Raw genomic sequence first — 24,522 nt, 5'->3', positions numbered from 1 at the left:
GTACGCGAAAACCGGTACCGACCCAGCACACCCCCCGAGAAGGAGTGAGGCCATGACCGCCCACCTGTCCGACGAGCTCAAGGCACTGCTCGACACCAAGGTCTTCATCAACGTCGCCACCATCCAGCCCGACGGAAGCCCCCAGGTCTCCCCGGTCTGGGTCAAGCGCGACGGCGACGACGTCCTGTTCTCCACGACCGTCGACCGCCGCAAGGAGAGGAACCTGCGCCGCGACCCGCGCGTCACGGTCCTCGTCCAGCCCGCCGACAACCCGTACACCTACGCCGAGATCCGCGGCATCGCCGACATCACCACCGAAGGCGGCCAGGAACTCATCGACGAGCTCTCCCTCAAGTACACCGGCAAGAAGTACGCCGAATTCAATCCGACCTCGGGCGAGGACGCGGAGCGCGTGGTCGTCCGGGTCCGCGCCCGCAAAGTCGTCGGAAGGCTGTGACACCGGCGGGCCCATGGCACCCCTCCGGGCCCACTACCCTGGAGGGGTGACTATTCGCCTGTACGACACCAGCGCCCGGCAGACGCGTGACTTCACCCCGATCGTCCCGGGCTGTGTCTCGATCTACCTGTGTGGCGCTACCGTGCAGGCGGCCCCGCACATCGGCCACATCCGGTCGGGGCTCGATTTCGACATCATGCGCCGCTGGTTCGCGTACCGCGGCTACGACGTGACGTTCGTGCGCAACGTGACGGACATCGACGACAAGATCATCAAGAAGGCCGCGGAGCAGAACCGGCCGTGGTGGTCGATCGGGTACGAGAACGAGCGGGCGTTCAACGACGCCTACACCGCGCTCGGGTGCCTCCCGCCGACGTACGAACCGCGCGCCACCGGCCACGTCACCGAGATGGTCGAGATGATGCGCGGCCTCATCGAGCGCGGCCACGCCTACGAGGTCGACGGCAACGTCTACTTCGACGTGCGCTCCTACCCCGGCTACCTGGAACTCTCCAACCAGGACCTCGACGAGCTGCGCCAGCCCGCCGAGGAAGGCGTCACCGGCAAGCGCGACCCACGCGACTTCGCCATGTGGAAGGCCGCCAAGGAGGGCGAGCCCAGCTGGGAGACCCCGTGGGGCCGCGGCCGGCCCGGCTGGCACCTGGAGTGCTCCGCCATGGCCCACAAGTACCTCGGCACCGCCTTCGACATCCACGGCGGCGGCATCGACCTGATCTTCCCGCACCACGAGAACGAGATCGCGCAGGCCAAGGCCTTCGGTGACGAGTTCGCCAAGTACTGGGTCCACAACTCGTGGGTCACCATGTCCGGCGAGAAGATGTCCAAGTCGCTGGGGAACAGCGTCCTCGTCTCCGAGATGGTCAAGCACTGGCGGCCCATCGTCCTGCGCTACTACCTCGGCACCCCGCACTACCGCTCCACCATCGAGTACAGCGAGGAAGCGCTGCGCGAGGCCGAGTCCGCGTTCGCCCGTATCGAAGGCTTCATCCAGCGCGTCGCCGAGAAGGCCGGCGGCGTCGTCGAAGCCGCCGACGAGGTACCGCCCGCGTTCGCCGAGGCGATGGACGACGACCTGGGCGTACCCCAGGCCCTCGCCGTCGTGCACACCACCGTCCGCCAGGGCAACAGCGCGCTGGCCGCCGACGACAAGGAAGCCGCCGTCGCCCGCCTCGCCGAGGTCCGCGCGATGCTCGGCGTCCTCGGCCTCGACCCGCTCGACCCGCACTGGGCCGGCGAGGGCGACCGCGGCGAAGACCTGCACGGCGTCGTCGACACCCTCGTCCGCCTCGTGCTCGACCAGCGCGAATCGGCGCGCGCCCGCAAGGACTGGGCCACCGCCGACGCCATCCGCGACCAGCTCGGCCAGTCCGGGCTCGTCATCGAGGACAGCCCGAGCGGCCCGCGCTGGAGCCTCGGACCCCGCTGAGCCCCGAATGTGCCGCCCGGCCCCTCGGGCGGCACACTTCATAGACGTAGACGTACATCTGCACACCACGCGCAGACAGACACAGAGACAGGTAAGTCATGGCCGCCAGTAACAACCGTCGCATGTCCGGCAAGAAGGGCGCGCAGGTCGGCAGTGGCGGCCAGCGGCGCAGGGGCCTCGAAGGCAAGGGCCCCACCCCGCCCGCCGAGGCGCGCAAGGGTCACAAGAAGAACCGCGTCGCCAACGCCGCGGCCAAGCAGGCCGCCCGCCGCCCCACCAGCCGCAGCGGCGGACCGCGCGGCAAGGCCACCTCCGAAATGGTCGTCGGCCGCAACCCGGTCGTCGAAGCACTGCGCGAGGGCGTGCCCGCCATCACGCTGTACGTCCAGCAGTTCATCGACAACGACGAGCGCGTGCGCGAGGCACTCCAGCTCGCCGCCGAGCGCGGCGGCATCCACCTCATGGAAGCCCCCCGCCCCGAGCTCGACCGCATGACCAACGGCCTCAACCACCAGGGCCTCGTCCTCCAGGTCCCGCCGTACGAGTACGCGCACCCCGAGGACCTCGTCGCCGCCGCCTTCGACCAGGGCCAGGACCCGCTGATCGTCGCCCTCGACGGCGTCACCGACCCGCGCAACCTCGGCGCCGTCGTCCGCTCCGTCGCCGCGTTCGGCGGCCACGGAGTGGTCGTGCCCGAGCGCCGGGCGGCCGGCATGACCGCCGGCGCCTGGAAGACCTCGGCCGGCGCCGCCGCACGCATCCCCGTGGCCCGCGCGACCAACCTCACGCGAACCCTGGAGCAGTACAAGAAGGCCGGCGTCACCATCGTGGGCCTGGCCGCCGACGGCGACCGTGAACTCGGCGACCTGAAGGCGCTCTCGGGCCCCGTCGTCATCGTGGTCGGCAGCGAGGGAAAGGGCCTCTCCCGCCTCGTCGGCGAGACCTGCGACCACCGCGTCCGCATCCCGATGCCGGGCGGCGCCGAGTCGCTGAACGCCGGTGTAGCGGCGGGAGTTGTGCTCTACGAGGCGTCGCGCCGCCGCGCCTGACGAGCCCGTTCGGTCCGGGCCCCATGACCTTGACGGGGCCCGGACATTTCGGTGTGGTCAAGGCAGTGTCCTAAACACACATCACTCGGTTAGATGAGTGTGGACACCAGAACGCCCCGCACACCCTCGGGGGACCGCTCGTCGGGATTCGACGACGCTCCCGCGCTGAGCATGGTGAAGGTTCCGTGCGATCCGGCGCAGGTCATCGTCAACCACGCGAGTTTCCGCGTGCAGCTCCCCAGGGCGCAGCAGACGCAACTCCCGCGCATCGCACGGCACTTGGACGCCATGGGCGTGGCCGGAGCCGGCGCGGCGACCACCCGCATCCCCGTCATCACGGGCGCAGGCACCCCTGGTGCCCGTCGCCGCCCCGTCGTCATGAGCGGCGCGGGAGACCTCGCCGCCAGCGGACTCCTGCAGTCCGCGCGCCGCGTGGGCGAACCGGACGACGGCGGTGCCACGCAGGTGATCCCGCGCCTCGACCTCGACCGCGACCTCGCCGACGAACTGTACGAGGGAGAGGCCACCGAGGAGACCTCCGTCGTCATCACCCCCCGCCAGGGCGGGGGCGGCCCCGGCACCCGGATCCTGCCGCAGATGCGCCAGGCCGGCAGCGCCTTCGAGGAGACCGGCGAACTCGACCAGGTCCCCTACGGCGACGACGAATTCGACGACCCCGACAACTCCGACGAGTCGGAGAACGAGACCACCGCCGCACGCCGCTACGGCCCCGTCCGGCACGCCTACTACCCCGGACGCCGGATGAACCTCGGCGTCGTCCTCCTCCCGCTCCGCGTCTTCCTCGGCTTCATCTCCATCTACGCCGGCATGGGCAAGCTCTGCGACCCCGTCTACTTCGACGGCGGCGAGCGCGGCTCCATGGTCAAGTGGCTGAACTCACTGCACCCCTGGGCGCTCGCCGAACCCATGCGCGACTGGGCGCTCCAGCACCCCGTCGGCGCCGGACTCGTCATCGCCTTCCTCCAGGTCATCGTCGGTGTACTCACCGTCCTCGGCCTGTGGCAGCGGATCGCCGCCGTCGTCGGCGCACTGCTCTCCGCCGCGCTGCTCCTCACCGTCAGCTGGAAGAGCGTCCCCGTCTACGACGCGCCCGACATCATCTACCTCGCCGCCTGGTCACCCCTGATCATCGCCGGCGCCCCCGTCTACTCCATCGACGGACGGCTCGCCGGCGGCGCCTGGCGCCGCCTCGGACCGCGCACCGCCCTGTGGGACCTGCGCCGCTACGTACTGCGCCGCGGCACGGTCATCGCGACCCTCGTCATCGGCAGCACCCTGCTCATCGGCTCGCTGCTCGGCGGCGCCGTCCGCGACGCCGACCGGGTCACCGCACCCGGCCCCGGCGACGCCCCGCGCAACGAACTGCCCGGCTCCCCGCTGCCCTCCGAACCCGGCCACAAGCACCGGCAGTCGAAGAGCCCGTCGGCGTCCAACGCGCCGACGCAGGGCACCACGGCGAGCCCCTCAGGCGCGGCCGGCACCCCCGGCGCGACGCGGGAGACCGGCACCGTCAGCGGGAGCACGACCACGCCGACGCAGGGCTCCACGGCCGGCCAGGCCCCGCCGCAGCAGACGACGCCGCAGCAGCCGCCGACCAGCAGCACCGGCGGACCGACGACCGGCGGCACCACCGGCGGTGCCGGTTCGGAGGGCGGCACGTCCTCCTCCGGCGGCACCAGCAGCAGCGGTGGCGGTGGTGGCGGCGGCTCCGAGGACGGAGGCGGCGGCAGCAGGCTCGTCGGCGGCCTCCTCGGCTGACCGCAACCCCCCGGAACACCGATGGGGCCCCGCACGAATCACGTGCGGGGCCCCATCGACGTACAACGGGCAGGGAACCTCAACGGCCCTGCGCGGCAAGCTCCTTGGCGGCCTCGCGGAGGTCCTTCGCCGTGTCGATCGCCCGCCAGTACGCGCCCTGCGGGATCGGGAAACCGGCCAGCCGCTTCGTGCGGGCCAGCCGCGGAAACGTGGTGCGCTCGTGATCGCCGACATCCGGGAGCAGAGAGGCGAAGTCGGCGGAGAAGACGTACAGACCCGCGTTGATCAGGAACGGGGACGGCGGCGCCTCGACGAAGTCCGTGATGTGACCGAACGCGTCCGTCTCGACGGCCCCCCACGGGATGCGCGGCCGGGCCAGCGCCAACGTCGCCGACGCCTCGCGCTCATGGTGGAAGTCGGCCATGTCGCGCAGCGAGAAACGGGTCCAGATGTCACCGTTCGTCGCGTACCAGGGACGGTCCCGGTGCGGCAGGTGCGCGGCCGCGAACTTCAGACCGCCGCCCCGGCCCAGGGGCTCCTTCTCGACGACCGTCGTCACGTTCAGCGGCAGATCGGCCTGCTCCAGCCACTCCTGGAGGACCTCGGCGAGATGGCCGCAGGAGACGACGGCGTCCGTGACACCCTCATCGGCGAGCCAGGCCAGCTGATGGCCGATGATCGGCGTTCCGGTGCCCGGGATCTCCACCATCGGCTTCGGCCGGTCGTCGGTGTACGGGCGCAGCCGGGAGCCCTGACCGCCCGCCAGGACCACGGCCTGCGTGGGGCGGTGCGGATACGAATGCGGGCCGTGCGCGGCCGGTTCGGCGGTCGTCATGACCGGAACTGTACGTGCGCACGGCCCGCAGGGGCCGGCGTGGGCGTGGGAGGGCTCTTGAGGGTCAGCCGCGGAAGCCCGCCACCCCCGAGGCGAAGGACGTGTCGCAGACCGGGCGCGCGTACGACTGCGCGCGGGCCGGACCGTAGGCCTGCACCGCGGCGCGGCCCAGGGCCTTCGCGATCGTCATGCAGTGCTTGGCGAGCGAGGGGCGTCGGTCGACCTCCTGCTGGAGATGGGTCAGCGCGATACCGGGGTTCTCCTCCTGAAGTTCCTGGAGGAGACGGTCGCGCAGGACGTCCTGGGGGGCGCGCGACTTGGCGCGCGCCGAGACGTCATGTGAGGAAGCCGTGAGGATGGAGTCCGAAGAGCTCCCGGACCAGTTGACTCGGGTGACCGCGAGGGTCCCGGAGAGCACCAGCATCACCGGCAGGACGAAGGCGAGCGTGCGGGCGGCGCGGCGGGCGGGGCCCTGACCCCGGGCTCGGCGCGACTTCTGGGTGTAGTTAGCGGAGTGCGTCACGCGAGTGAGCGTAGCGGTCAGTGATGATTTGGCGACATTTAGTCACTCGACCGAGGGACACCCAACTACGTTTCTTTGCCTACGCGTTGACGCCACTGGCCTAAATGTCTTACTTGCCGGGGTATTTGTCGACAACGCGGGCGTATGCGAAGGGCCCCGCGCCGAAGCACGGGGCCCATCGGACTGCTTCAAGTATCGCAGTGATCCGTCAGTCGGAGAGACGCTCGCCCGTCGACGTCGAGAACACGTGGGTCTCGCCCGGACGCGGCACGACGTGCAGCTGGGCACCCTTCTCCGGCACCTGACGGCCGTTGACCCGGACCACCAGGTCCTTGTGCTCGCCGTCGACCTGCGCGGCGCCGTAGACGTAACCGTCGGCGCCGAGCTCCTCCACCACGTTCACGGAGACCGCGAGGCCCGCCGGGGCGTCCGTGGCGTCCTTCGTGAGGGTCTTCGCGGCCTCGCCACCGTGCTCGACGATGTCGAAGTGCTCCGGGCGGACGCCGACCGTGACGGTGGTGTCGCCCTTGTCCGAGGCGGCCTTGAGGGCCTCACGGTTGATCGGCACGACCGAGTTGCCGAACTTCACGCCGCCGTCGGTGATCGGGACCTCGACCAGGTTCATGGCGGGGGAGCCGATGAAGCCGGCGACGAAGAGGTTGGCCGGACGGTCGTACATGTTGCGCGGGGTGTCGACCTGCTGGAGCAGACCGTCCTTGAGGACCGCGACCCGGTCGCCCATCGTCATGGCCTCGACCTGGTCGTGCGTGACGTACACCGTGGTGATGCCGAGGCGGCGCTGCAGCGACGCGATCTGCGTACGGGTCGACACACGGAGCTTGGCGTCGAGGTTCGACAGCGGCTCGTCCATGAGGAACACCTGCGGCTCACGCACGATGGCGCGGCCCATGGCCACACGCTGACGCTGACCACCGGAGAGCGCCTTCGGCTTGCGGTCCAGGTACTCGGTCAGGTCGAGGATCTTCGCGGCCTCCTCGACCTTCTGCCGGATCTCCGCCTTGTTCACGCCGGCGATCTTCAGCGCGAAGCCCATGTTGTCGGCGACGGACATGTGGGGGTACAGCGCGTAGTTCTGGAACACCATGGCGATGTCCCGGTCCTTGGGCGGCAGGTGCGTGACGTCGCGGTCGCCGATGCGGATCGCTCCGCCGTTGACGTCCTCGAGGCCCGCGAGCATGCGCAGGGAGGTCGACTTGCCGCAACCGGACGGGCCGACGAGGACGAGGAACTCGCCGTCCTCGATCTCGATCTCCAGGCCGTCGACGGCGGGCTTGGTGGAACCCGGGTAGACGCGGGTCGCCTTGTCGAACGTGACAGAAGCCATGGCTGTGAAGCCCCCTTCACCGGCAGGAACGTGCCGGACGATCCGTTGTAAAGGTGGGGCCGCCACGGCTCGTGCCACGGCGGCGTGAAGCACTGGTGTAGTCCACGCGAGTGAACTGATCGGACCGTACCCGGCAGGTGGGCGGTCTGTCAGTAGGTCGGGGCCTGTGAGATTCGCCGAAGTTTTCGAAGGGAGCGGCTCCGGGTTTGGTTACACTGCTCGGGTTGCCCCCTTAGCTCAGCTGGCCAGAGCGCCGCTCTTGTAAAGCGAAGGTCGTCGGTTCGAATCCGACAGGGGGCTCCGCGAAAGCCCAGGTCACATCCTTTTGTGACCTGGGCTTTTCGCTGTCCGGCGCGGACGCTCGCACGGGGGTCAGTGGCGGCCCGCGATGCGGTCCGCCGTCCTCGCCAGGCGGGAGGAGGCTGTCGTGGGGGTGGTGAGTTCGCGGCGGTCCGCTGCCGCGTAGGCGGCGTACATGCCGTGGACGCCGAGCCAGCGGAAGGGTTCGGGTTCCCACTTGCGGACCTTGTGGTTGACCCAGGGGAGGGTGGTGAGGTCGGTGGGGCCCGACTGGCCGGAGTCCTGTTGGACGAGGTCGCGGAGGGTGCGGGCGGCCAGGTTGGTGGTGGCGACGCCCGAGCCGACGTAGCCGCCCGCCCAGCCGAGGCCCGTCGAGCGGTCGAGGGTGACCGTGGCGCACCAGTCGCGGGGGACGCCGAGGACGCCGGACCAGGCGTGGGCGATGCCGATCCCGGTGAGCTGGGGGAAGAAGCGGGTGAGGATGGTGGTGAGGGCCTCGATGGTGTGGGGCCGGGTGCGGCCGTCGTTGTCGGTGCGGGAGCCGTAGCGGTAGGGGTGGCCGCGCCCGCCGAGGGCGATGCGGCCGTCGGCGGTGCGTTGCGCGTACATGTAGGCGTGGGCCATGTCGCCGAGGGTTTCGCGGCCTTCCCAGCCGATGGAGTCCCATTGGGCGGGTGTGAGGGGCTCGGTGGCGATCATGGAGGAGTTCATGGGGAGCCAGGTGCGGCGCCGGCCCTTGAGGGAGGCCGTGAAGCCTTCTGTGCAGCGCAGGATGTAGGGAGCGCGGACGGTGCCGTAGGGGGTGACGGCGTGTTTGGGGGAGATCTCGGTGACGGGCGTTGATTCGTGGATGGTGACGCCGAGGTTCTCTACTGCGCGGGCCAGGCCCTTGAGGAGTTTCACGGGGTGCAGGCGTGCGCCGTGCGGGGTCCAGGTGGAGCCGACGGCGCCGGCGACGCGGACGCGGGTCGCGGTTTCGCGGGCGCCGTGCAGGGTGCGGTCCTTTTCGCCGTAGGAGAGTTCGGTGGCGTGGAAGGCTTTGAGGCGGGCCAACTGGGCTGGTGTGTAGGCGACTTCGAGGACTCCGCCGTGGTGGATGTCGGCGTCGATGCCTTCGGCGCGGGTCACGTCGATGACCTCGGTCACGGTGTCGTTCATGGCCTGTTGGAGGCGGACGGCCGCTTCGTGGCCGTGGAGGGCCGCGTAGCGGTCGCGGCCCGCGATGCCGTTGTAGAGCCAGCCGCCGTTGCGGCCTGAGGCGCCGTAGCCGCAGAACTTCTGTTCCAGGACGGTGATGCGGAGGAAGGGGGCGGCTTTTTTGAGGTAGTAGGCCGTCCAGAGGCCGGTGTAGCCGCCGCCGGCGATGACGATGTCGGCGCTCGCGTCCGCGGCGAGGGGTTCGCGGGCGTCGGGGATGCCGTCGTCCGCGTACCAGAACGATATGCCGCCGTTGACCGGGCCGCGTCCGCCGGTGCCGATGCTGTTCGCACTGCTCATGGCGGTGGACGTTACTGCGCGGGCCGGGGTCGGCGGAACGGGTTCCAGGGTTCGCCGTGGCCTCGGCAGAGCGGGTAGCAGGCCAGGCCGATGAGGGCGGAGGTGAGGTGGCCCAGGTCGGTGAAGGTGCGGCTGGTGAGGAGGGGGCTGCCGTAGATGACGAGGACCACGGCCAGGTAGACGTATCTCCAGGGTGGGGCGATGCGGTAGGTGAGTGCGGCGACGATACCGGCGAGTGCGTAACTCACCCCGACGTCCAGGGTGTTGACCGACGATGTGGGTGCGTGGCCGTGGCGGATCGCCCAGAGGAGGGCGCCTTCGCTGATAAGTGTGGCCAGGACGTGTGCGGCGGCGGCGACGGCGAGCCAGCGCGCGGTGCCGAGCCAGCGCTCGGCCTGTGCGTGGAAGAGCGTGTAGAGGACGGCGTACGGCCACCAGCTGCTGCCGTCGATCCACAAGGCGGAGGAGACGAGGACGCGGATCGGGTTCTTGGACAGTTCGTGCAGGTTGGTGGAGCGCTGGCGCAGGAAGTCCTGTTCGAACTGCGGGTCCATGTGGTGGACGGCGACCGTCGTGAGGAAGAGCGCGGCCAGCCAGAGGTAGGTGCCGGGGGCGCTGCGGAGGTACGACCAGGCGGTCGTGCCCGCACGACGGAGGAAAAGGCGCATGCCCGATTCAGGCACGCCGGTAGGGTCGCGGCCGTGATCGACATTCCGGAGGGTCTGGCCGAGGCGCAGTACGAGTACGCGGGGGAGGCGGGCCGGGCGTTCATCGCGGCGTTGCCGGCCCGGGTCGAGGAGTTCGTCGAGCGGTGGGACCTGCGGGTCGAGGGGCCGGCGATGCACGGGATGGCGGCATTGGTGCTGCCGGTGGTGCGGCGGGCGGACGGGGTGCGCGCGGCGGTGAAGTTCCAGGTCCTGGACGGGGAGACGGAGGGGGAGCCGGTCGCGCTGCGGGTGTGGGGTGGTGATGGTGCGGTGCGGCTGCTCGATCACGACGGCGGTACGGGCACGATGCTGCTCGAACGGCTGGACGCCGGGCGGATGTTGAGCGTCGTGGAGGATTCGCGCGAGGCGGTTCTGGTGATCGCCGGGTTGTTGGCGCGGCTGACGGCGGGGCCCGCGCCGGCGGGGATGCGGACGTTGTCCGAGATCGCCGGGCGGATGCTGGCGGAGGTGCCGGGGGCGTTGCCGAGGATCGGTGATCCGGTGCGCCGGGGGATCGTGGCGTCGTGTGCGGCGGCTGTGCGGGAGGTCGCGGGGGAGGCGGGGGACCGTCTGCTGCACTGGGATCTGCATTTCGAGAACGTGTTGGCGAGCGAGCGGGAGCCGTGGCTGGCCATCGATCCGAAGCCGCTCGCGGGGGACCCGGGGTTCGATCTGTGGCCCGCGCTGGACAACCGCTTCGAGGCGGACGAGGTGGTGTGGCGGTTCGACGCGATGACGGAGGTGCTGGGTCTGGACCGGGAGCGGGCCCGGGCCTGGACGTTGGGCCGGGTGCTGCAGAACGCGTTGTGGGACGTGGCGGACGGGCGGGAGCTTTCGGCCGACGGTATGGAGATCGCGGGGCGGTTGCTGGGGTGAGCTGCCTTCGCCTGCGGCCGGCCGGTCGGTGGGCGTGGGCCCTGTTCGCGTGGGGGCGGCTACCCTGCGGCCATGATTCGTAGTGCCATTTCCGCCGATGTGCCCGTCATCCATGCCATGGTCCGTGAACTCGCCGAGTACGAGAAGGAGCTCCACGAGGTGCGGGCCACCGAGGCGCAGCTCGGTGAGGCGTTGTTCGGTGAGCGGCCGGCGGCGTTCGCGCACATCGCGGAGGACGACGTGACCGGGGAGCCGGTCGGTTTCGCCTTGTGGTTCCTGAACTTCTCGAGCTGGCGCGGGGTGCACGGGATCTATCTGGAGGACCTGTACGTCCGGCCCGGGGCGCGGGGTGGCGGGTACGGGAAGGCGTTGCTGACCGCGTTGGCGCGGATCTGTGTGGAGCGTGGGTACGAGCGCCTGGAGTGGTCCGTGCTGAACTGGAACGAGCCGTCGATCCAGTTCTACCGGGCTCTTGGTGCCCGCCCGCAATCCGAGTGGTCCATGTACCGGCTGACCGATGATGGGCTGAGCCGGCTCGGGGCGTAGCGGGAGCGGGGGAGTCAGGGTTCCAGGACGACCTTGCCCGTTGTGCCGCGTGTCTCCAGGGCGTGGTGTGCGGCGGCCGCTTCGGTGAGGGGGAAGCGGTGGACCGCGGGGGTGAGGATGCCGCGGCCGGCGAGGTCGAGTGCGGCGAGTTCGAGGGTGCGGACGGGGTTGTCGCCGCCTGCCGTGCGCAGCAGCGCCGGGCCGAGGATTTGTTCCTGTACGAGGCCGCGGCGGGTTCGTTCGGCCTCGTCCAGGAGCAGTGGGCCTGCGGTGTCGCCGATGCCCTGGCCGGACCAGCCGAAGATGATGTGGTGGCCGCCGGGGCCGAGCAGGTCGAGGGCCGTGGCGGCGGCCGGGCCGCCGACGCCGTCGAGGAGGACGGTGGCCCGGGAGCCTCGCGCGTCGAGGAACTCCTGTGCTGCAGCTGGCCAGTTGGCGTCTTTGTAGTCGAGGGCGAGGTCCGCGCCGTTCGCCGTGACCAGATCCGTTTTCGTGGGTCCGCCGGCCAGGCCGATGACGGTGCCGCCCGCGTTCTTCACGTACTGGACGAGGAGGGTGCCGATGCCGCCTGCCGCCGCGGGGACGATCGCGACGGTCTCGGGGGTGACCTCGGTGAAGTTGAGGATGCCGAGGGCGGTGCGGCCGGTGCCGATCATGGCGACGGCCTGGGCGGCGTCGAGGTTCGGCGGGACCGGGTGGAGGCGGGCGGCGTCCGTGACGGCGAGTTCGGCGTAGCCGCCGGGCGCGAAACCGAGGTGGGCCACGGCTTTCCTGCCCAGCCAGGACGGGTCGGTGTCCGGGCCGAGCGACTCGACGGTGCCCGCGACTTCGCGGCCGGGGATGGTGGGCAGTTCCGGGAGCCGGGGCAGTGGGCCTTGTACGCCGGTGCGGATCGCGGTGTCGAGGAGGTGTACGCCGGCTGCCTCGACCGCGATGCGGACCTGGCCGGGGCCCGGCTCGGGGTCGTCGGTCTTCTCGTACGTGAGGTTTTCGGCGGGGCCGAAGGCGTGCAGTCGGATGGCGTGCATGGGTTCTCCCCGTCGGATGCGTGGGCCGGTGGCGGCGTGGCCGGTGGCCGGTGGCGGCCGGGCTGATCGGTGGCCGGAGCGCCAGTCTTCGACCTCAAGCGCTGTTGAGGTCAAGGCCGCGGGTGGTCACGGTGGACCGGAGCGCCAGGGTCGTCGCCTCGATGGCGCTGGTGAAGGAGACCTCGGAGAGGACACCCGGCGCGCCCACCATGTCGCCGGCGAGGTGGATGCCGTCGCCGCGCTGGATCGCGGGCCGGTCGCGCCAGGTCGTGCCAGGTCGTGCCCGGGCGGTCGAGCGCGCCGGTGCGGCCCCGGGCGAGGGAGTCGCGGCGCCAGGTGGTGCGCTCGCGCCAGTCGGGGAGGGCGAGGTTGAGGAGGCGTTCGGCGCGGAATGTGACATCGGGGGAATCGCCGCAGGTCGTACGGGGTATCGACGGGGGCTCGCGGGACTGTCGGTGGGGGAGGGCAGCATGAGGGCATGGCAGACAGGAGCGGTGCGGCGGCGAAGGTGAAGAAGGCGCGGCGGCCGGAGGTGCGGCTGCCTCCGCTGGTGCCCTGGGAGGAGGGCGGCCGGCTGGAGCCGGACGGGGACTACGACGGGCTGGAGTTCAGCGGTGCGGACCTCGCCGGGCAGGAGGGGACCGGGGCGCGGTTCATGGACTGCGGGATCCAGGGGTGCGGCTTCGACGGGACGGCGTTGCGCCGCGCGCGGATCCTGGATTCCACGCTGGCCGGTATCCGGGGTGTGGGCACGGATCTCGCGGAGGCGACGCTGCGGGACGTGGAGGTGACGGACGCGCGGCTCGGCGGGGTGCAGCTGCACGGGGCGGTCCTGGAGCGGGTGGTGATCCGGGGCGGCAAGATCGACTACCTGAATCTGCGCAAGGCGCGGCTCAAGGACGTCGTGTTCGACGGCTGCGTGCTGGTGGAGCCGGACTTCGGGGGCGCGCGCCTGGAGCGGGTGGAGTTCCCCGGGTGCGTGCTCAAGGGGGCGGACCTCACGGGCGTGACCATGACCGACGTCGACCTGCGGGACACGGCCGAGCTGGGGATCGCGCGGGGGGTGGACCGGTTGGGCGGAGCGGTGATCTCCCCGCCGCAACTCTTCGATCTGGCACCGGCGTTCGCCGCGCAGCTCGGGGTGCGGGTGGTGGGGTAGGGCGGGCCCGGAGCCTCGGGGCTGTCGCCTGTGGGGTTGGGGCCTGTCCGGCGGATCTTGTCGCGGGCGCGTGGGCCGGCCCGCCCGTCCGCGGCGTTGTCGTCAGTTGCCAACTCCCCCAAGCTCTCGGCTTCGCCCGAGCAGGGGGACCCCCATCGCGTTGTCGCCCTTCTCCGCCTTGCGGCCGCACGCACCAGCCCACGCTCACCAGCGCAGCAAAGCGCGGGCCACCCACAGGCGACCTGATCCGCCGGACAGGCCCTATCGCTTGTCGGGGACGCGGGGGAAGCGGGACTGCAGGCTCCAGATCGCCGGGTTGTCCGCCAGGTCCTCGTGCATGTCGGTGAGGTCGGCGACGAGGTCGTGGAGGAAGTCCCGTGCCTCGCGGCGCAGTTCGGCGTGGGAGAAGGTCAGCGGGGCCTCGTCGCCCGGCATCCAGTCGGCCTCGACGTCGACCCAGCCGAAGCGGCGCTCGAAGAGCATGCGGTCGGTGGACTCGGTGAAGTCGAGGTCCGCGTACTGCGGAGTGGCGCTGCGGCTGCCGCGCGGGTCCTGGTCCAGCTGCTCGACGATGTCGCACAGCGCCCAGGCGAAGTCGAGCACCGGCACCCATCCCCAGGCTGTGGACACCTCTCGGTCCGCCTTCGTGTCGGCCAGGTACACGTCGCCGCAGAACAGGTCGTGGCGCAGCGCGTGGACGTCCGCGCGGCGGTAGTCCGTCTGCGGGGGGTCCGGGAAGCGGTGGGAGAGGGCGTAGCCGATGTCGAGCACGTAAGGGATGGTGTCACGCCCCGGTGGGCCGGGCGTCCGGGGCCGCCGCTCCCTCGTGCCCGGGCCTCAGGGCAGCAGCCGCTGTTCCTTCGCCACGGCGACGGCGCCCGCCCGGGTGTCCACGCCGAGCTTGTCGTAGATCCGGCCGAGGTGGGTCTTGACCGTGGCCTCGCTGATGAACAGGGCTCTGGCGATCTCCCGGTTGCCCAGGCCGTGCGCGAGCTGCGCGAGGATGTCGCGCTCGCGGTCGGTGAGGGTGGGCCGGGGGCTGCGCAGGTTGGCCATGACGCGGCTGGCGACGGGTGCGGACAGGGTCGTACGGCCCTGCGCGGCGGCCTGGATCGCGGCGAAGAGTTCCTCCGGGCGTTCCGCCTTCAGCAGGTAGCCGGTCGCGCCCGCCTCGATGGCGCGGGTGATGTCGGCGTCGGTGTCGTACGTGGTGAGGACGAGGACGTGGGGCGTGGGCGCCGGGCCCGAGGCGATCCTGCGGGTGGTCTCCACGCCGTCGATGCCGTCGCCGAGCTGGAGGTCCATCAGGACGACGTCGGGGGTGAGCCGGGCGGCGAGCGCGAGGGCCTCCTCGCCGGTGCCGGCCTCGCCGACGACCTCGATGCCGTCGGCGCTGTCGAGGAGGGCGAGCAGTCCGGCCCGGACGACCACGTGGTCGTCGCAGAGGAGGATGCGCACGGGGCTGGTGGGGGTGGGCTGGGTCATGGTGTTCGGGCCTCGTCTGTCTGCCGGGTTCAGCGGGGTGCCGGGTTGTGCCCCTCAGAGCTTCAGGGGGATCGCCACCGAGAGCACCGTGCCCTCGCCCGGCGCCGATTCGATCGTCAGGGTGCCGCCGAGCTGGCGGGCCCGCGCCCGGATCGCCGGGACCCCGTGGCCGCGTACGCCGGACGGCGCGTCGGGCAGGGACGCCGGGTCGAAGCCGTGGCCGTCGTCGGCGACGTCCAGGACGGCCTGGTCGTCCAGGAGCGTGAGGGTGAGCGCCGCGGTGGTGGCGCCGGAGTGCTCCCGTACGTTGGCCAGGGCGCCCTGCGCGATCCGCAGCAGGGCCGACTGGACGCGGTCGGGCAGGTGCGGGGCGCGGCCGGGCCCGCTCATGGAGTCGATGTGGACGTGGACGGTGAGGCGTTCGCCGCTCTCGCGGGCGGCGACGGCACGCAGCGCCTCCTCCAGGCCGTGGGCCAGGTCGGCGGGGGCCAGGTCGTGCACGAACCGGCGGGCCTCGGTGAGGTTGTGCTCGGCGACGGATCCGGCGGTGCGGACGTGCGCGCGGGCCTTGCCGGGGTCGGACTCCCACACGCGGTCGGCCGCCTGCAGCAGCATCTGCTGGCTGGAGAGGCCCTGCGCGAGGGTGTCGTGGATCTCCATGGAGAGGCGCTGGCGTTCGGCGAGGGTGCCTTCGCGGCGTTCGGCGGCGGCGAGTTCGCGGCGGGTGCGGATCAGGTCGTCGATGAGGGCGCGCTGGCGTACGGACTGCCGTTCCATCGTGAGGAAGACGGCGGTGGCGATCACGACGACCGCGGGCGGCCCGAGCACCAGGTCCGGGTCCCAGCGCCCGGCGAGCCGCAGCTGGGCCGCGATGACCAGTCCGGTCAGCAGGGTCACCAGGACGAGTGCGGCGCGGGTCGGGAGCGTACGCAGCCCGGTGTAGAAGAGGGGCACCGCGCACCAGGCGAAACTGGGCGCGAGCGCGACGAGCACCACCCACACGACGACCACGAGGGTCAGCCAGCTCCGCTGCCTGGTGGTGGAGCGCTCCGCGATGCCGCGCGCGAGTCCGGTGACGTACACGACGGCCAGTACGGCGCTGAGGGCGATGATCCAGGGGGTGCGGGCTCCGCCGGGGTGGCGCAGCAGGAAGCGGGCGAGGGCGACGAACAGGAGCAGGAAGAACGCGGCGTGCATGACGGCGGTGAGGCGGCGGGTGTCGGCGTCATAGCTTTCGTCGACGTAGCTCTCGTCGAGGTGCCCCTTGTTGATGTGGCTCTCGTCGAGGTGGCTCCCGTTGGTCCGGCCGGTGTGCGTCCGCTGGTTGTCGGGCACGGTCCCTGCACCTCCCTCTGCGGCTTCGAGCTGGGCAAACACTTCCATTGTGGTGGGCCCGCGCGCCCCCGGGGTCAACCGATCGGATGACCCGGGCGTCGGCCGCTCGGCCGCCCGTGAGCAGCCGGAACGCCGACGGTCGCGCCCCGGTTCCGGGCCCAGGCTGGAGAGCGGAAGGAACACCGATCCCGCCGCCCCGCCTCCCGAGGAGTCCCCATGAAGAAGCTCTCGCGCCGCTCCACCGTCGTCACCGGCAGTGCCGTGCTCGCCGCCGTCGCCGCCGGTACGTTCGGCACGGTCTCCGCGAACGCCTCCGCCCCCGCCGCCCCGGCCGCGGCCCCCGCCGCCAAGAGCGGCACCACCATGACGACCACGCACCTGACGCTGGACTCGGCCACCAAGGCCGCCGAGGCGGCGCTCGACGCCGCGAAGAAGGAGAACCAGAAGGTCTCCGTCGCCGTCGTCGACCGTGACGGCAACACCATCCTGACGCTGCGCGGCGACGGCGCGGGCCCGCAGGCGTACGAGGCGGCCGAGAAGAAGGCGTTCACCGCGGTCTCCTGGAACGCCCCGACGTCCGAGCTGGCCAAGCGCCTGGACAAGGCCCCGACCCTGAAGGACATCCCCGGCACGCTGTTCCTCGGTGGCGGCGCCCCCGTCGCCGCCAAGGGTGCGCCGATCGCCGGTATCGGCGTGGCGGGTACGCCGTCCGGCGACCTGGACGAGAAGTTCGCCCAGGCGGGTGTGGCCGCGCTTCGCTAGGCCGGATCACTGGTTGCCCCGCGCCCTGCCGGCCGCGGGGCTCCGCACCGGACCCCGCTCCTCGATCGCCGGAGGGGCTTCGCCCTTGGAGCCGATCACCATGCCCAACCCCAGGAATCGCGCCCTGCTGGACGCAACGGTCAGCGGTGACGCCGACGCCGTGCGCGCCGCCCTCGCCTCCGGCGCCGACACCGAAACCCGCGACGAACACCGCCGCACCCCCCTCCTGCTCGCGGCCCTCCACGACCACGTCGACGCCGCCGAGGCGCTGGTGAAGGCCGGCGCCGACCCGAACGCCCAGGACGAGCGCGACGACACCCCCTGGCTGGTCACCGGCGTCACCGGAAGCGTCGCCATGATGCGGGCCCTGCTGCCCGCGCGCCCCGATCTGAAGATCACCAACCGGTTCGGCGGCATCTCCCTCATCCCCGCCTCCGAACGCGGCCACGTCGATTACGTACGGGCCCTGCTGCGCGAGACCGGCATCGACGTCGACCACGTCAACCGCCTCGGCTGGACCGCCCTGTTGGAGGCCGTGATCCTGGGTGACGGCGGCCGCCCGCACCAGGAGATCGTGGAGCTGCTGCTCACGGCGGGCGCCACCCCGGGCCTGCCGGACGGCGACGGCGTCACCGCCCTGGAGCACGCCGAGCGGCGCGGCTTCACGGAGATCGCCGGCCTGCTGAGGGCCGTACGGTGAAACGCCGTCTGCTTCTCACCGCGACGACGGTGGCGCTGCTCGCGGGAACGGGATGTGCCGCGCAGGGCGACAACTCGCCGCGGAACAAGCCCGGTTCGAGCGGTTCGGTGGCGCCGGCCCCACCTCGCGAGCAGTCCACCGACAAGGCCCCCACCGCCAAGACGCCCACCGGCACCCTCCTGGTCGCCGACTTCGGCTCCGACACGGTCACTTTCGTGAATCCGGAGGGCCCGGACGCGGGGCCGGCCGACTCGGTGAAGGTGGGCACCGCGCCCTACGGTCTCGCCGTCGGCGACGACGGCCGGGCCTGGGTCGCCACGGCCGAGGGCGTCGCGGTCGTCGACACCGGCAGTCGTACGCGGACCGCCCTCATCCCGTACGAGACGGGGAATCTCGGCGACCCGACGCACGGCGAGTACCGCGGCGGCGGCATGGGCATCGCCCTCGCCCCCGACGGCGAACACGTCTACGTGGGCGTCAACGTCCCGGACGGAAACGGCACGTTGGAGGTCGTCGACACGCGCACCCTCAAGGTCACCGGTACCGCCGGCGTCGGCCGGCGCCCCTTCGACGTGGACGTCTCGCGGGACGGCGAGCAGGTGTACGCGACCGGCCACGACTCGTTCGACGTCACCGTCGTCGATCCCGCCCGTCTCGGCGAGACCCGCCGCATCGAAGTGGCGCCGTACGGTACCGAAGGCGGACTCGGCTCCTGGCTCAAGCCGCACTACGCGGCCGTCCGGCCCTCCGACGGCAGGCTCCTGTTCCCCTTCGAGGGCGAGAAGCTGGTGGTCGTCGACCCGGAGACCGGCCGTTCGACGGTCGAGCGGATGACGGCCGACACCCATCAGCACGGCACCGCGATCACCTCCGACGGCACCCTCCTCGTCGTCGGCACGGGCCCCATCGACCCGGACCGGGACGAGGGCCCCTCCCTCACGGTCCGCTCGAAGGACGGCCAGGAGAAGGTGATCCCGCTCGACGGCCCGCACGAGGACGTCGCCGTCTCCGCCGACGGCCGCACGGCGTACGTCACGGGTGGCTTCACCCGCGACGGGTACTGGGACGGGCTCACCGTCGTCGACCTCGACAGCGGCGGGACGCGTCGACTGGCCGCCGGGGAGCGGCCGTTGGGCGTCGCCGTCCTGCGGCCCGGTTCGGCAGCGGAACGGTAGGCGCGGGGCCTGGACATAGAGGGGCAATAGGATCACGGTGTGCGCACTCCCCGGTCTCTGCTGTCCCTGCCGCTCCTGCTGGCTCTCACCGCCGTCCCGGCGTGCTCCGGCGGCGTCCACGGCACCCCGGGCTCCGCGGGCCTGCGCGACCCGTACTTCGCCAAGCTGGGCAACGGCGGCTACGACGTCACCCATTACGCCCTCGACCTCGCCTACGACCCGGGCACGCACCGCCTCACCGGCAGGGCCGACATCACCGCAGAGGCGGGGCAGGACCTCAGCGCGTTCGACCTCGACCTCGAAGGGCTGACGGTGGACGGGGTCACCGTCGACGGGAAACGCGCCGTGGGCAGTCGCGCCGGGCACGAGCTGACGGTCCGCCCGCGCGACGAACTGGCCGCGGGAACCACGTTCCGCACCGTCGTCCGCTACTCCGGCGAGCCCGTCACCATCACCGACCCGGACGGCTCCCGGGAAGGCTGGCTGCGCACCGCCGACGGTGCGCTCGGCCTCGGCGAACCCACCGGTTCCATGGCGTGGTTCCCCGGCAACAACCACCCCTCGGACAAGGCGACGTACGACATCACGGTGACCGTCCCCAAGGGCGTACAGGCCGTCTCCAACGGCGAGTTGCGGAGCGAGCGGATGGCCGCCGACGGACGGCACACCACCTACTCCTGGCACGTGCCGCAGCCGATGGCGAGCTATCTGGCGACCGTTGCTGTCGGAAAGTTCGAGACGAAGAAGTCGAGGACCCCGTCCGGCCTCCCCGTGTACACCGCCGTCGATCCGCGCGAGGCGAGGGCGAGCGCGAAGGTCCTTGGCCGGCTCCCCGAGGTGATCGACTGGGAGACGGAGACGTTCGGCGCCTACCCGTTCTCCTCCACGGGCGTGATCGTCGACCGTGAGGGCGACGCGGAGTACGCCCTGGAGACCCAGAACCGGCCCGTCTTCCCCGGCGCACCCGATCTCACCACGCTCGTCCACGAGTTGGCGCACCAGTGGTACGGGGATTCGGTCACGCCGAAGTCGTGGCGCGACATGTGGCTGAACGAGGGTTTCGCGACGTACGCGGAGTGGCTGTGGGAGGAGGACCACGAGGGCGACACGGCCCAGGACGCCTTCGACGCGCTCGACGCCCGTCCGGCGGGCGACGGTGTGTGGGCCTACCCGCCGGCGGTCCCGCCCACCGCCGCGCAGATCTCGGACGCGCCCGTCTACCAGCGCGGGGCGATGGTCCTGCACAAGGTCCGGGAGGCGATCGGCGACAGCAAGTTCTTTGCACTGCTGAAGAGTTGGCCCGCCGACCACAAGTACGGCAACGCGGACACCGGCGACTTCACCGCGTACGTCGAGAGGAAGAACCCCGGAAAGGCGAAGGCGCTCGCGGAGATCTGGGACGTGTGGCTGTACGGGGACGGGAAGCCGGACCGCGCCTGAACAGCGGGACGGGCCCCGGCCGCGACCGCATGCGGTCGCGGCCGGGGCCCGTCCGGCCGAGTGATGCTCGCGAACTCAGACGTTGACGCCGAAGTCCTGCGCGATGCCGGTGAGGCCCGAGGCGTAGCCCTGGCCCACGGCGCGGAACTTCCACTCCGCCCCGTTCCGGTACAGCTCGCCGAAGACCATGGCCGTCTCGGTGGCCGCGTCCTCCGAGAGGTCGTAGCGGGCGATCTCGGTGCCGCCGGTCTGGTTCACGATGCGGATGTACGCGTTGCGGACCTGGCCGAAGTTCTGCGAGCGGCTCTCCGCGTCGTAGATCGAGACCGGGAAGACGATCTTGTCGACGTCGGCGGGGAGCGCCGACAGGTTCACGTTGATCGCCTCGTCGTCGCCGGCGCCCTCGCCGGAGCGGTTGTCACCGGTGTGCACGATCGACTGGTCCGGCGTCGACTTGTTGTTGAAGAAGACGAAGTGGCCGTCCGAGTAGACCTTGCCCTCCGGGTTCACCGCGATCGCGGAGGCGTCGAGGTCGAAGTCGGTACCGGTGGTGGTGCGGACGTCCCAGCCGAGGCCCACGGTGACGGCGGTCAGGCCCGGAGCCTCCTTGGTGAGCGAGACGTTGCCACCCTTGGACAGGCTTACTGCCATTGCGGGAGTCCCTTCCCTCGTTACGTTCGTACGTGCGTAGCCGAAGCTACTCGTACCCCTATGAACGCGAAGCGGGTACGGGAGGTTCCAGGTCCCTTTACTTTCTTTACCCGGGTGAAAACCGGGTGACGGAGCGGCGCGGGCAGGCGACCATGGACACATGTCCGGTCCTTATCCCATCCGCGGTTCGGTCGTCCTCCCGGAGGCCGAGCTCCTCTGGCGTTTCTCGCGGTCGTCCGGGCCGGGCGGGCAGCACGTGAACACCAGCGACTCGCAGGTGGAGCTGCGCTTCGACCTGGCCGCCACGAAGGCGCTGCCCGAGGTGTGGAAGGCGCGCGCCCTGGAGCGCCTGGCGTCCCGCCTCGTGGACGGCGTCGTCTCCGTACGGGCCTCCGAGCACCGTTCGCAGTGGCGTAACCGGGAGACCGCGGCGACCCGCCTCGCGGCACTGCTTGCGGAAGCGACGGCCCCGCCGCCGAAGCAGCGCCGGGCCACGCGCATCCCTCGCGGGATCAACGAGCGGCGGCTGCGGGAGAAGAAGGCGCGCTCGGAGACCAAACGGGGGCGCTCCGCTCGGGACTGGTAGGCGGTCACGGGGGTGCCGCCTACCGGTTTCGTCACCGGGTGGGGAACTGCGCGACCAGCCACGACGAGGCCCGCGCCCGGCGACGCGCCGCCTAGCCCAGGCTGCGATACCGGCCCCGGAAATACGTCAGCGGGCCCCCGTCCGCGCTCGGCAGGGCCGCGCCGAGCACCCGCCCGATCACCAACGTATGGTCACCCGCGGGCACCAACTGCTCGGTCCGGCATTCCAGTGTCGCCAGCGCCCCGCCCACCAGGGGCGCGCCCGTGTGGGGACCACGTACGTACGGGATGTCCTCGAACAGCAGCCGGTCGCTGATCCGCCCCTTCATGGCGAAGCGGCCGGCGATGTGGCTCTGGGACTCCGAGAGGAGTGACACCGCCCACAGGGGCTGCTCGTCGAGGAGGTCGTCCATGCGGGACCCGTTGCGCAACGACACCAGGACCAGCGGCGGGTCCAGCGACACCGACATGAACGACGTCGCCGTCATGCCCGCGTCCTCCCCGACGGGCCCGTCGGGGTCGAGGGCGGCCTCGTGCGAGGTCAGCAGGACGACCCCCGCGGCGAGACGGGACAGGGCGGTGCGGAACTCGTCGTTGCTCACCCCTTCAGAATGCCCGGCGGACCGGCTCGGGGGCGGGACGTGGGGGGAGGGAACGGCGGACGTGGCAGGGGGAGTCTTCAACACGCTTCAGACGCTAGTCGCGCCCTCATGCGCACCACATCGGGCCGACGGCCGAGACGGGTCCTAGGACTCCGGGCGGTAACCGACCGGATCTGCCCGGCTTCGCACCGCCTCGTGCCGTTTCGCACGCTCAGCGACCACACAGGATTTCCCCAGGAACCCGCCCCAACCCTCCACTCCCTGCTGTGACTTGAGTCACAGGAGCCATATTTTGTTGACCCTGTGTACCGGGTGGGCAGCTCGCTGTGATTCAGTGGCGGTGATACTGCGAGATGAACGTGCTGCTGCACGTGCGCGTGGAGAGCCGATCAGAATTCTGGAGTGCTGTCGAGGTCTCGGGGAGAACTGAGCATGGAGACCGAGTCGGAGCCCTACGTCCGTCTTGCGACCCTGCACCAGCTGCACCAGGTGATGGCGGACATGAACACCGCCCGCAGCCTGGCCGACACCCTGCAGACCGTCGCCGACGGTGTGGTCAACGGGCTCGGTTACGAGCTGGCCTGCGTGAACCTCGTGCGACCCGACGGTGACCTGGTCGTCGCCGCCTTCGCGGGGAACTCCGCGGCGGAGGCGCTGATCACCGGCCGCGTCGGCTCCCGCGACTCCTGGGACCGCCGCCTGAGCATGGGCGAGCCCTGGGGCGAGCTGCGCTTCATCCCGTACACCGAGGGCTGGGTCCTCGACGAGGACGACGTGCCGCAGTGGTTCACCGACGGCCCGCCGCCCCGCTTCGACGACGAGTGGCACCCCTCCGACCGCCTCTTCGCCCCCATGTACGCGACCGGCGCCTCCGGCGGCGAACTGCTCGGCGTGATCTCCGTGGACCGCCCGCGCAACGGACGCAGGCCCGGCGCCTGGGGCCGCGAGGCCCTGCAGATGTACGCCTTCCAGGCGGCGATCGCGATCAGCAACGCCCGGCTCAGGGCCAACATGCAGCGCGCGCTGGTCCGCCTCGAACGGGAGCAGCAGGCGCTGCGCGCGAGTGAGGAAAGCTTCCGGCAGGCCTTCGAGTACGCGCCGTCCGGCATGGCCGTCGCCGAGATGGGCGGCGACCAGCACGGCCGCATCCTGCGCACCAACGACGCGCTGTGCCGCCTCCTGGGCCGCCCCGCCTCCGCGATGCGCCGCTACTCCTTCTCCGACCTCGTGCACCCCGAGGACATAGGCACCTTGCTGCGCACCTCCGCCGAGGGCGGGCGTGCGGAGCTGAGGCTCGGGCGGCGCGACGGCACATTCGTCTGGGTCAGCCTGCGCAACTCCGTGGTGGCCGACGCGGCCGACGGGCCCCGCTTCCTGCTCACGCATGTCGAGGACATCGAGGAGCGCAAGCGCCGCGAGCTGCAGCTCGCCCACCGCGCCTCGCACGACTCCCTGACCGGCCTGCCGAACTCGGCCGAATTGCGCGCCCGGCTCTCCGCCCGGCTGTGCCACCGCCCGCTGGAGACCGGCCGGCCGAGCGCCGTCGACTCGCTCGACGCGGCATACGGGGACCACGGACCCCATGGCGTCCACGCCGCCCCCGGCGCGCAGCACCCCGCGCCCGTGAACGGGCACGGTTTCGACTACGGGCCCGCCCTTCCCGTCCCGCCGCAGTCCGGCCTGTACGACGGGTTCGACGGCTTCGACCACCACGTGCACGTGGTCGCGCCCGACGGCGCCGAGGGGGACCCGGCGGGCGTCGAGGACGGCGCGAAGGGTCTCGCCGTCCTCTTCTGCGACCTCGACGGCTTCAAGTCGATCAACGACCGGTTCGGGCACAACGCGGGCGACGCCGTCCTCATCGAGGTCGCGCGCCGCCTGACCAGCGGCGTACGGGACGGGGACACGGTCGCCCGGCTCGGTGGCGACGAGTTCGTGGTGCTGGCCGACGGTCTGGGCCAGGCGGACGCCCAGGATCTGGCGGTCCGGTTGCGGAACGCCATCATTCCGCCGATTCGGGTCGATGGCCGCGCGGTGCGCGTAGGGGCCAGTTTCGGTATCGGCTGGGCGCACTGCGGGATGACCGCGGAAGAGGTGCTGCGCTCCGCTGACCAGCGGATGTACGTGGAGAAAAGATCACGTGCCAAGCAGCACCGGCGGGCCGGCTGACCGGACAGGAAGTCCGGATCCCGAGGTTTCGGTGAGGTCAAGGCCACGTCTTCGGGTCGCCCGCAGCGGG

At 71.4% G+C, this 24,522-nt stretch carries 24 protein-coding genes, 1 tRNA gene and 1 pseudogene; 14 read left to right on the top strand and 12 right to left on the bottom strand.

Annotation, left to right across the window (positions count from 1 at the left end; genetic code table 11):
* The first annotated feature begins 52 nt into the window (after window positions 1–52).
* From AB0J02_RS09140 to AB0J02_RS09125, 4 genes are all read left to right on the top strand, one after another.
* Window positions 53–457, top strand: coding sequence for a PPOX class F420-dependent oxidoreductase (locus AB0J02_RS09140; RefSeq protein ID WP_363192932.1), 405 nt, complete (start codon window positions 53–55; stop codon window positions 455–457).
* Window positions 458–503: 46 nt separating this feature from the next.
* Window positions 504–1,904: a cysteine--tRNA ligase gene (gene cysS, locus AB0J02_RS09135; RefSeq protein WP_363192931.1), complete on the top strand. Its 1,401-nt coding sequence runs from the start codon at window positions 504–506 to the stop codon at window positions 1,902–1,904.
* Between the two features lie 98 nt (window positions 1,905–2,002).
* Complete coding sequence (rlmB, locus tag AB0J02_RS09130) at window positions 2,003–2,953, top strand: 23S rRNA (guanosine(2251)-2'-O)-methyltransferase RlmB (protein ID WP_363192930.1); 951 nt, start codon at window positions 2,003–2,005, stop codon at window positions 2,951–2,953.
* A gap of 99 nt (window positions 2,954–3,052) precedes the next feature.
* Window positions 3,053–4,732: a DoxX family protein gene (locus tag AB0J02_RS09125; RefSeq protein WP_363193047.1), complete on the top strand. Its 1,680-nt coding sequence runs from the start codon at window positions 3,053–3,055 to the stop codon at window positions 4,730–4,732.
* A 79-nt stretch (window positions 4,733–4,811) separates the two neighbouring features.
* Here AB0J02_RS09125 and AB0J02_RS09120 read toward each other — a convergent pair whose 3' ends face one another.
* From AB0J02_RS09120 to ugpC, 3 genes are all read right to left on the bottom strand, one after another.
* Window positions 4,812–5,567: a nucleotidyltransferase family protein gene (locus AB0J02_RS09120; RefSeq protein WP_363192929.1), complete on the bottom strand. Its 756-nt coding sequence runs from the start codon at window positions 5,565–5,567 to the stop codon at window positions 4,812–4,814.
* Between the two features lie 64 nt (window positions 5,568–5,631).
* A complete protein-coding gene (locus AB0J02_RS09115) occupies window positions 5,632–6,090 on the bottom strand; it encodes a hypothetical protein (RefSeq protein WP_363192928.1) in 459 nt (152 codons plus the stop codon).
* Between the two features lie 208 nt (window positions 6,091–6,298).
* A complete protein-coding gene (ugpC, locus tag AB0J02_RS09110) occupies window positions 6,299–7,435 on the bottom strand; it encodes a sn-glycerol-3-phosphate ABC transporter ATP-binding protein UgpC (protein ID WP_363192927.1) in 1,137 nt (378 codons plus the stop codon).
* A gap of 226 nt (window positions 7,436–7,661) precedes the next feature.
* On the opposite strand from ugpC, the gene AB0J02_RS09105 reads away from it, so the two are divergent.
* A tRNA-Thr gene (locus tag AB0J02_RS09105) sits at window positions 7,662–7,735 on the top strand.
* 72 nt (window positions 7,736–7,807) lie between these two features.
* Here AB0J02_RS09105 and AB0J02_RS09100 read toward each other — a convergent pair.
* On the bottom strand, window positions 7,808–9,232 hold the full coding sequence (locus AB0J02_RS09100) for an FAD-dependent oxidoreductase (protein ID WP_363192926.1): 1,425 nt from the start codon (window positions 9,230–9,232) through the stop codon (window positions 7,808–7,810).
* Window positions 9,233–9,243: 11 nt separating this feature from the next.
* A complete protein-coding gene (locus AB0J02_RS09095; RefSeq protein WP_363192925.1) occupies window positions 9,244–9,900 on the bottom strand; it encodes a rhomboid-like protein in 657 nt (218 codons plus the stop codon).
* Between the two features lie 33 nt (window positions 9,901–9,933).
* On the opposite strand from AB0J02_RS09095, the gene AB0J02_RS09090 reads away from it, so the two are divergent.
* Both AB0J02_RS09090 and AB0J02_RS09085 read left to right on the top strand, forming a co-directional pair.
* Window positions 9,934–10,815 carry an aminoglycoside phosphotransferase family protein gene (locus AB0J02_RS09090; protein WP_363192924.1) on the top strand — a complete coding sequence of 294 codons (882 nt, stop codon included), beginning with the start codon at window positions 9,934–9,936 and terminating at the stop codon, window positions 10,813–10,815.
* A gap of 72 nt (window positions 10,816–10,887) precedes the next feature.
* Window positions 10,888–11,361 (top strand): GNAT family N-acetyltransferase, encoded by a 474-nt coding sequence (locus AB0J02_RS09085; protein ID WP_363192923.1) that lies wholly within the window; start codon window positions 10,888–10,890, stop codon window positions 11,359–11,361.
* Between the two features lie 14 nt (window positions 11,362–11,375).
* On the opposite strand, the gene AB0J02_RS09080 is transcribed toward AB0J02_RS09085, so the two are convergent.
* Together AB0J02_RS09080 and AB0J02_RS09075 are read right to left on the bottom strand one after the other, a co-directional pair.
* Window positions 11,376–12,389, bottom strand: a complete 1,014-nt coding sequence (locus AB0J02_RS09080) for a zinc-binding dehydrogenase (protein WP_363192922.1) — start codon at window positions 12,387–12,389, stop codon at window positions 11,376–11,378.
* Window positions 12,390–12,483: 94 nt separating this feature from the next.
* Window positions 12,484–12,790 (bottom strand): annotated as a pseudogene (locus tag AB0J02_RS09075) (FAD-dependent oxidoreductase); the annotation flags it as partial.
* Between the two features lie 77 nt (window positions 12,791–12,867).
* Between AB0J02_RS09075 and AB0J02_RS09070 the strand changes: the two are divergent.
* Window positions 12,868–13,548, top strand: a complete 681-nt coding sequence (locus tag AB0J02_RS09070; protein ID WP_363192921.1) for a pentapeptide repeat-containing protein — start codon at window positions 12,868–12,870, stop codon at window positions 13,546–13,548.
* 261 nt (window positions 13,549–13,809) lie between these two features.
* On the opposite strand, the gene AB0J02_RS09065 is transcribed toward AB0J02_RS09070, so the two are convergent.
* The 3 genes from AB0J02_RS09065 to AB0J02_RS09055 form a co-directional block, all read right to left on the bottom strand.
* Window positions 13,810–14,319 carry a hypothetical protein gene (locus AB0J02_RS09065; RefSeq protein ID WP_363192920.1) on the bottom strand — a complete coding sequence of 170 codons (510 nt, stop codon included), beginning with the start codon at window positions 14,317–14,319 and terminating at the stop codon, window positions 13,810–13,812.
* A 66-nt stretch (window positions 14,320–14,385) separates the two neighbouring features.
* On the bottom strand, window positions 14,386–15,033 hold the full coding sequence (locus tag AB0J02_RS09060; RefSeq protein WP_363192919.1) for a response regulator transcription factor: 648 nt from the start codon (window positions 15,031–15,033) through the stop codon (window positions 14,386–14,388).
* Window positions 15,034–15,087: 54 nt separating this feature from the next.
* Window positions 15,088–16,230: a sensor histidine kinase gene (locus AB0J02_RS09055; RefSeq protein WP_363193046.1), complete on the bottom strand. Its 1,143-nt coding sequence runs from the start codon at window positions 16,228–16,230 to the stop codon at window positions 15,088–15,090.
* A 354-nt stretch (window positions 16,231–16,584) separates the two neighbouring features.
* Here AB0J02_RS09055 and AB0J02_RS09050 point away from each other — a divergent pair, with 354 nt between their 5' ends.
* The 4 genes from AB0J02_RS09050 to AB0J02_RS09035 all read left to right on the top strand — a co-directional run bounded on the left by AB0J02_RS09050 (window position 16,585) and on the right by AB0J02_RS09035 (window position 20,445).
* The gene (locus AB0J02_RS09050; protein WP_363192918.1) at window positions 16,585–17,130 is read left to right on the top strand and encodes a heme-binding protein; all 546 of its coding nucleotides are present in this window, start codon (window positions 16,585–16,587) and stop codon (window positions 17,128–17,130) included.
* A 100-nt stretch (window positions 17,131–17,230) separates the two neighbouring features.
* The gene (locus tag AB0J02_RS09045; RefSeq protein WP_363192917.1) at window positions 17,231–17,830 is read left to right on the top strand and encodes an ankyrin repeat domain-containing protein; all 600 of its coding nucleotides are present in this window, start codon (window positions 17,231–17,233) and stop codon (window positions 17,828–17,830) included.
* On the top strand, window positions 17,827–19,005 hold the full coding sequence (locus tag AB0J02_RS09040) for a YncE family protein (protein WP_363192916.1): 1,179 nt from the start codon (window positions 17,827–17,829) through the stop codon (window positions 19,003–19,005). Before AB0J02_RS09045 ends, AB0J02_RS09040 begins: the two co-directional genes overlap by 4 nt.
* 39 nt (window positions 19,006–19,044) lie before the next feature.
* Window positions 19,045–20,445, top strand: coding sequence for a M1 family metallopeptidase (locus AB0J02_RS09035; protein ID WP_363192915.1), 1,401 nt, complete (start codon window positions 19,045–19,047; stop codon window positions 20,443–20,445).
* A 75-nt stretch (window positions 20,446–20,520) separates the two neighbouring features.
* Here the strand turns inward: AB0J02_RS09035 and AB0J02_RS09030 are convergent, their stop codons facing one another.
* A complete protein-coding gene (locus AB0J02_RS09030) occupies window positions 20,521–21,096 on the bottom strand; it encodes a TerD family protein (RefSeq protein WP_363192914.1) in 576 nt (191 codons plus the stop codon).
* Window positions 21,097–21,256: 160 nt separating this feature from the next.
* Here AB0J02_RS09030 and arfB point away from each other — a divergent pair, with 160 nt between their 5' ends.
* Complete coding sequence (gene arfB / locus AB0J02_RS09025; protein ID WP_363192913.1) at window positions 21,257–21,682, top strand: alternative ribosome rescue aminoacyl-tRNA hydrolase ArfB; 426 nt, start codon at window positions 21,257–21,259, stop codon at window positions 21,680–21,682.
* Window positions 21,683–21,773: 91 nt separating this feature from the next.
* Here arfB and AB0J02_RS09020 read toward each other — a convergent pair whose 3' ends face one another.
* Entirely contained in the window at window positions 21,774–22,364 is a 591-nt protein-coding gene (locus AB0J02_RS09020) for a flavin reductase family protein (protein ID WP_363193045.1), read from the bottom strand.
* A gap of 351 nt (window positions 22,365–22,715) precedes the next feature.
* Between AB0J02_RS09020 and cdgB the strand changes: the two genes are divergently transcribed.
* Window positions 22,716–24,452 carry a diguanylate cyclase CdgB gene (gene cdgB, locus AB0J02_RS09015; protein WP_363192912.1) on the top strand — a complete coding sequence of 579 codons (1,737 nt, stop codon included), beginning with the start codon at window positions 22,716–22,718 and terminating at the stop codon, window positions 24,450–24,452.
* Window positions 24,453–24,522 lie beyond the last annotated feature (70 nt).

It is taken from the genome of Streptomyces sp. NPDC050264, assembly GCF_040655895.1.
Classification (GTDB): domain Bacteria; phylum Actinomycetota; class Actinomycetes; order Streptomycetales; family Streptomycetaceae; genus Streptomyces.
The sequence above is the reverse complement of the archived record's forward strand: the minus strand, read 5'-3'. Positions and strand labels throughout refer to the sequence as shown.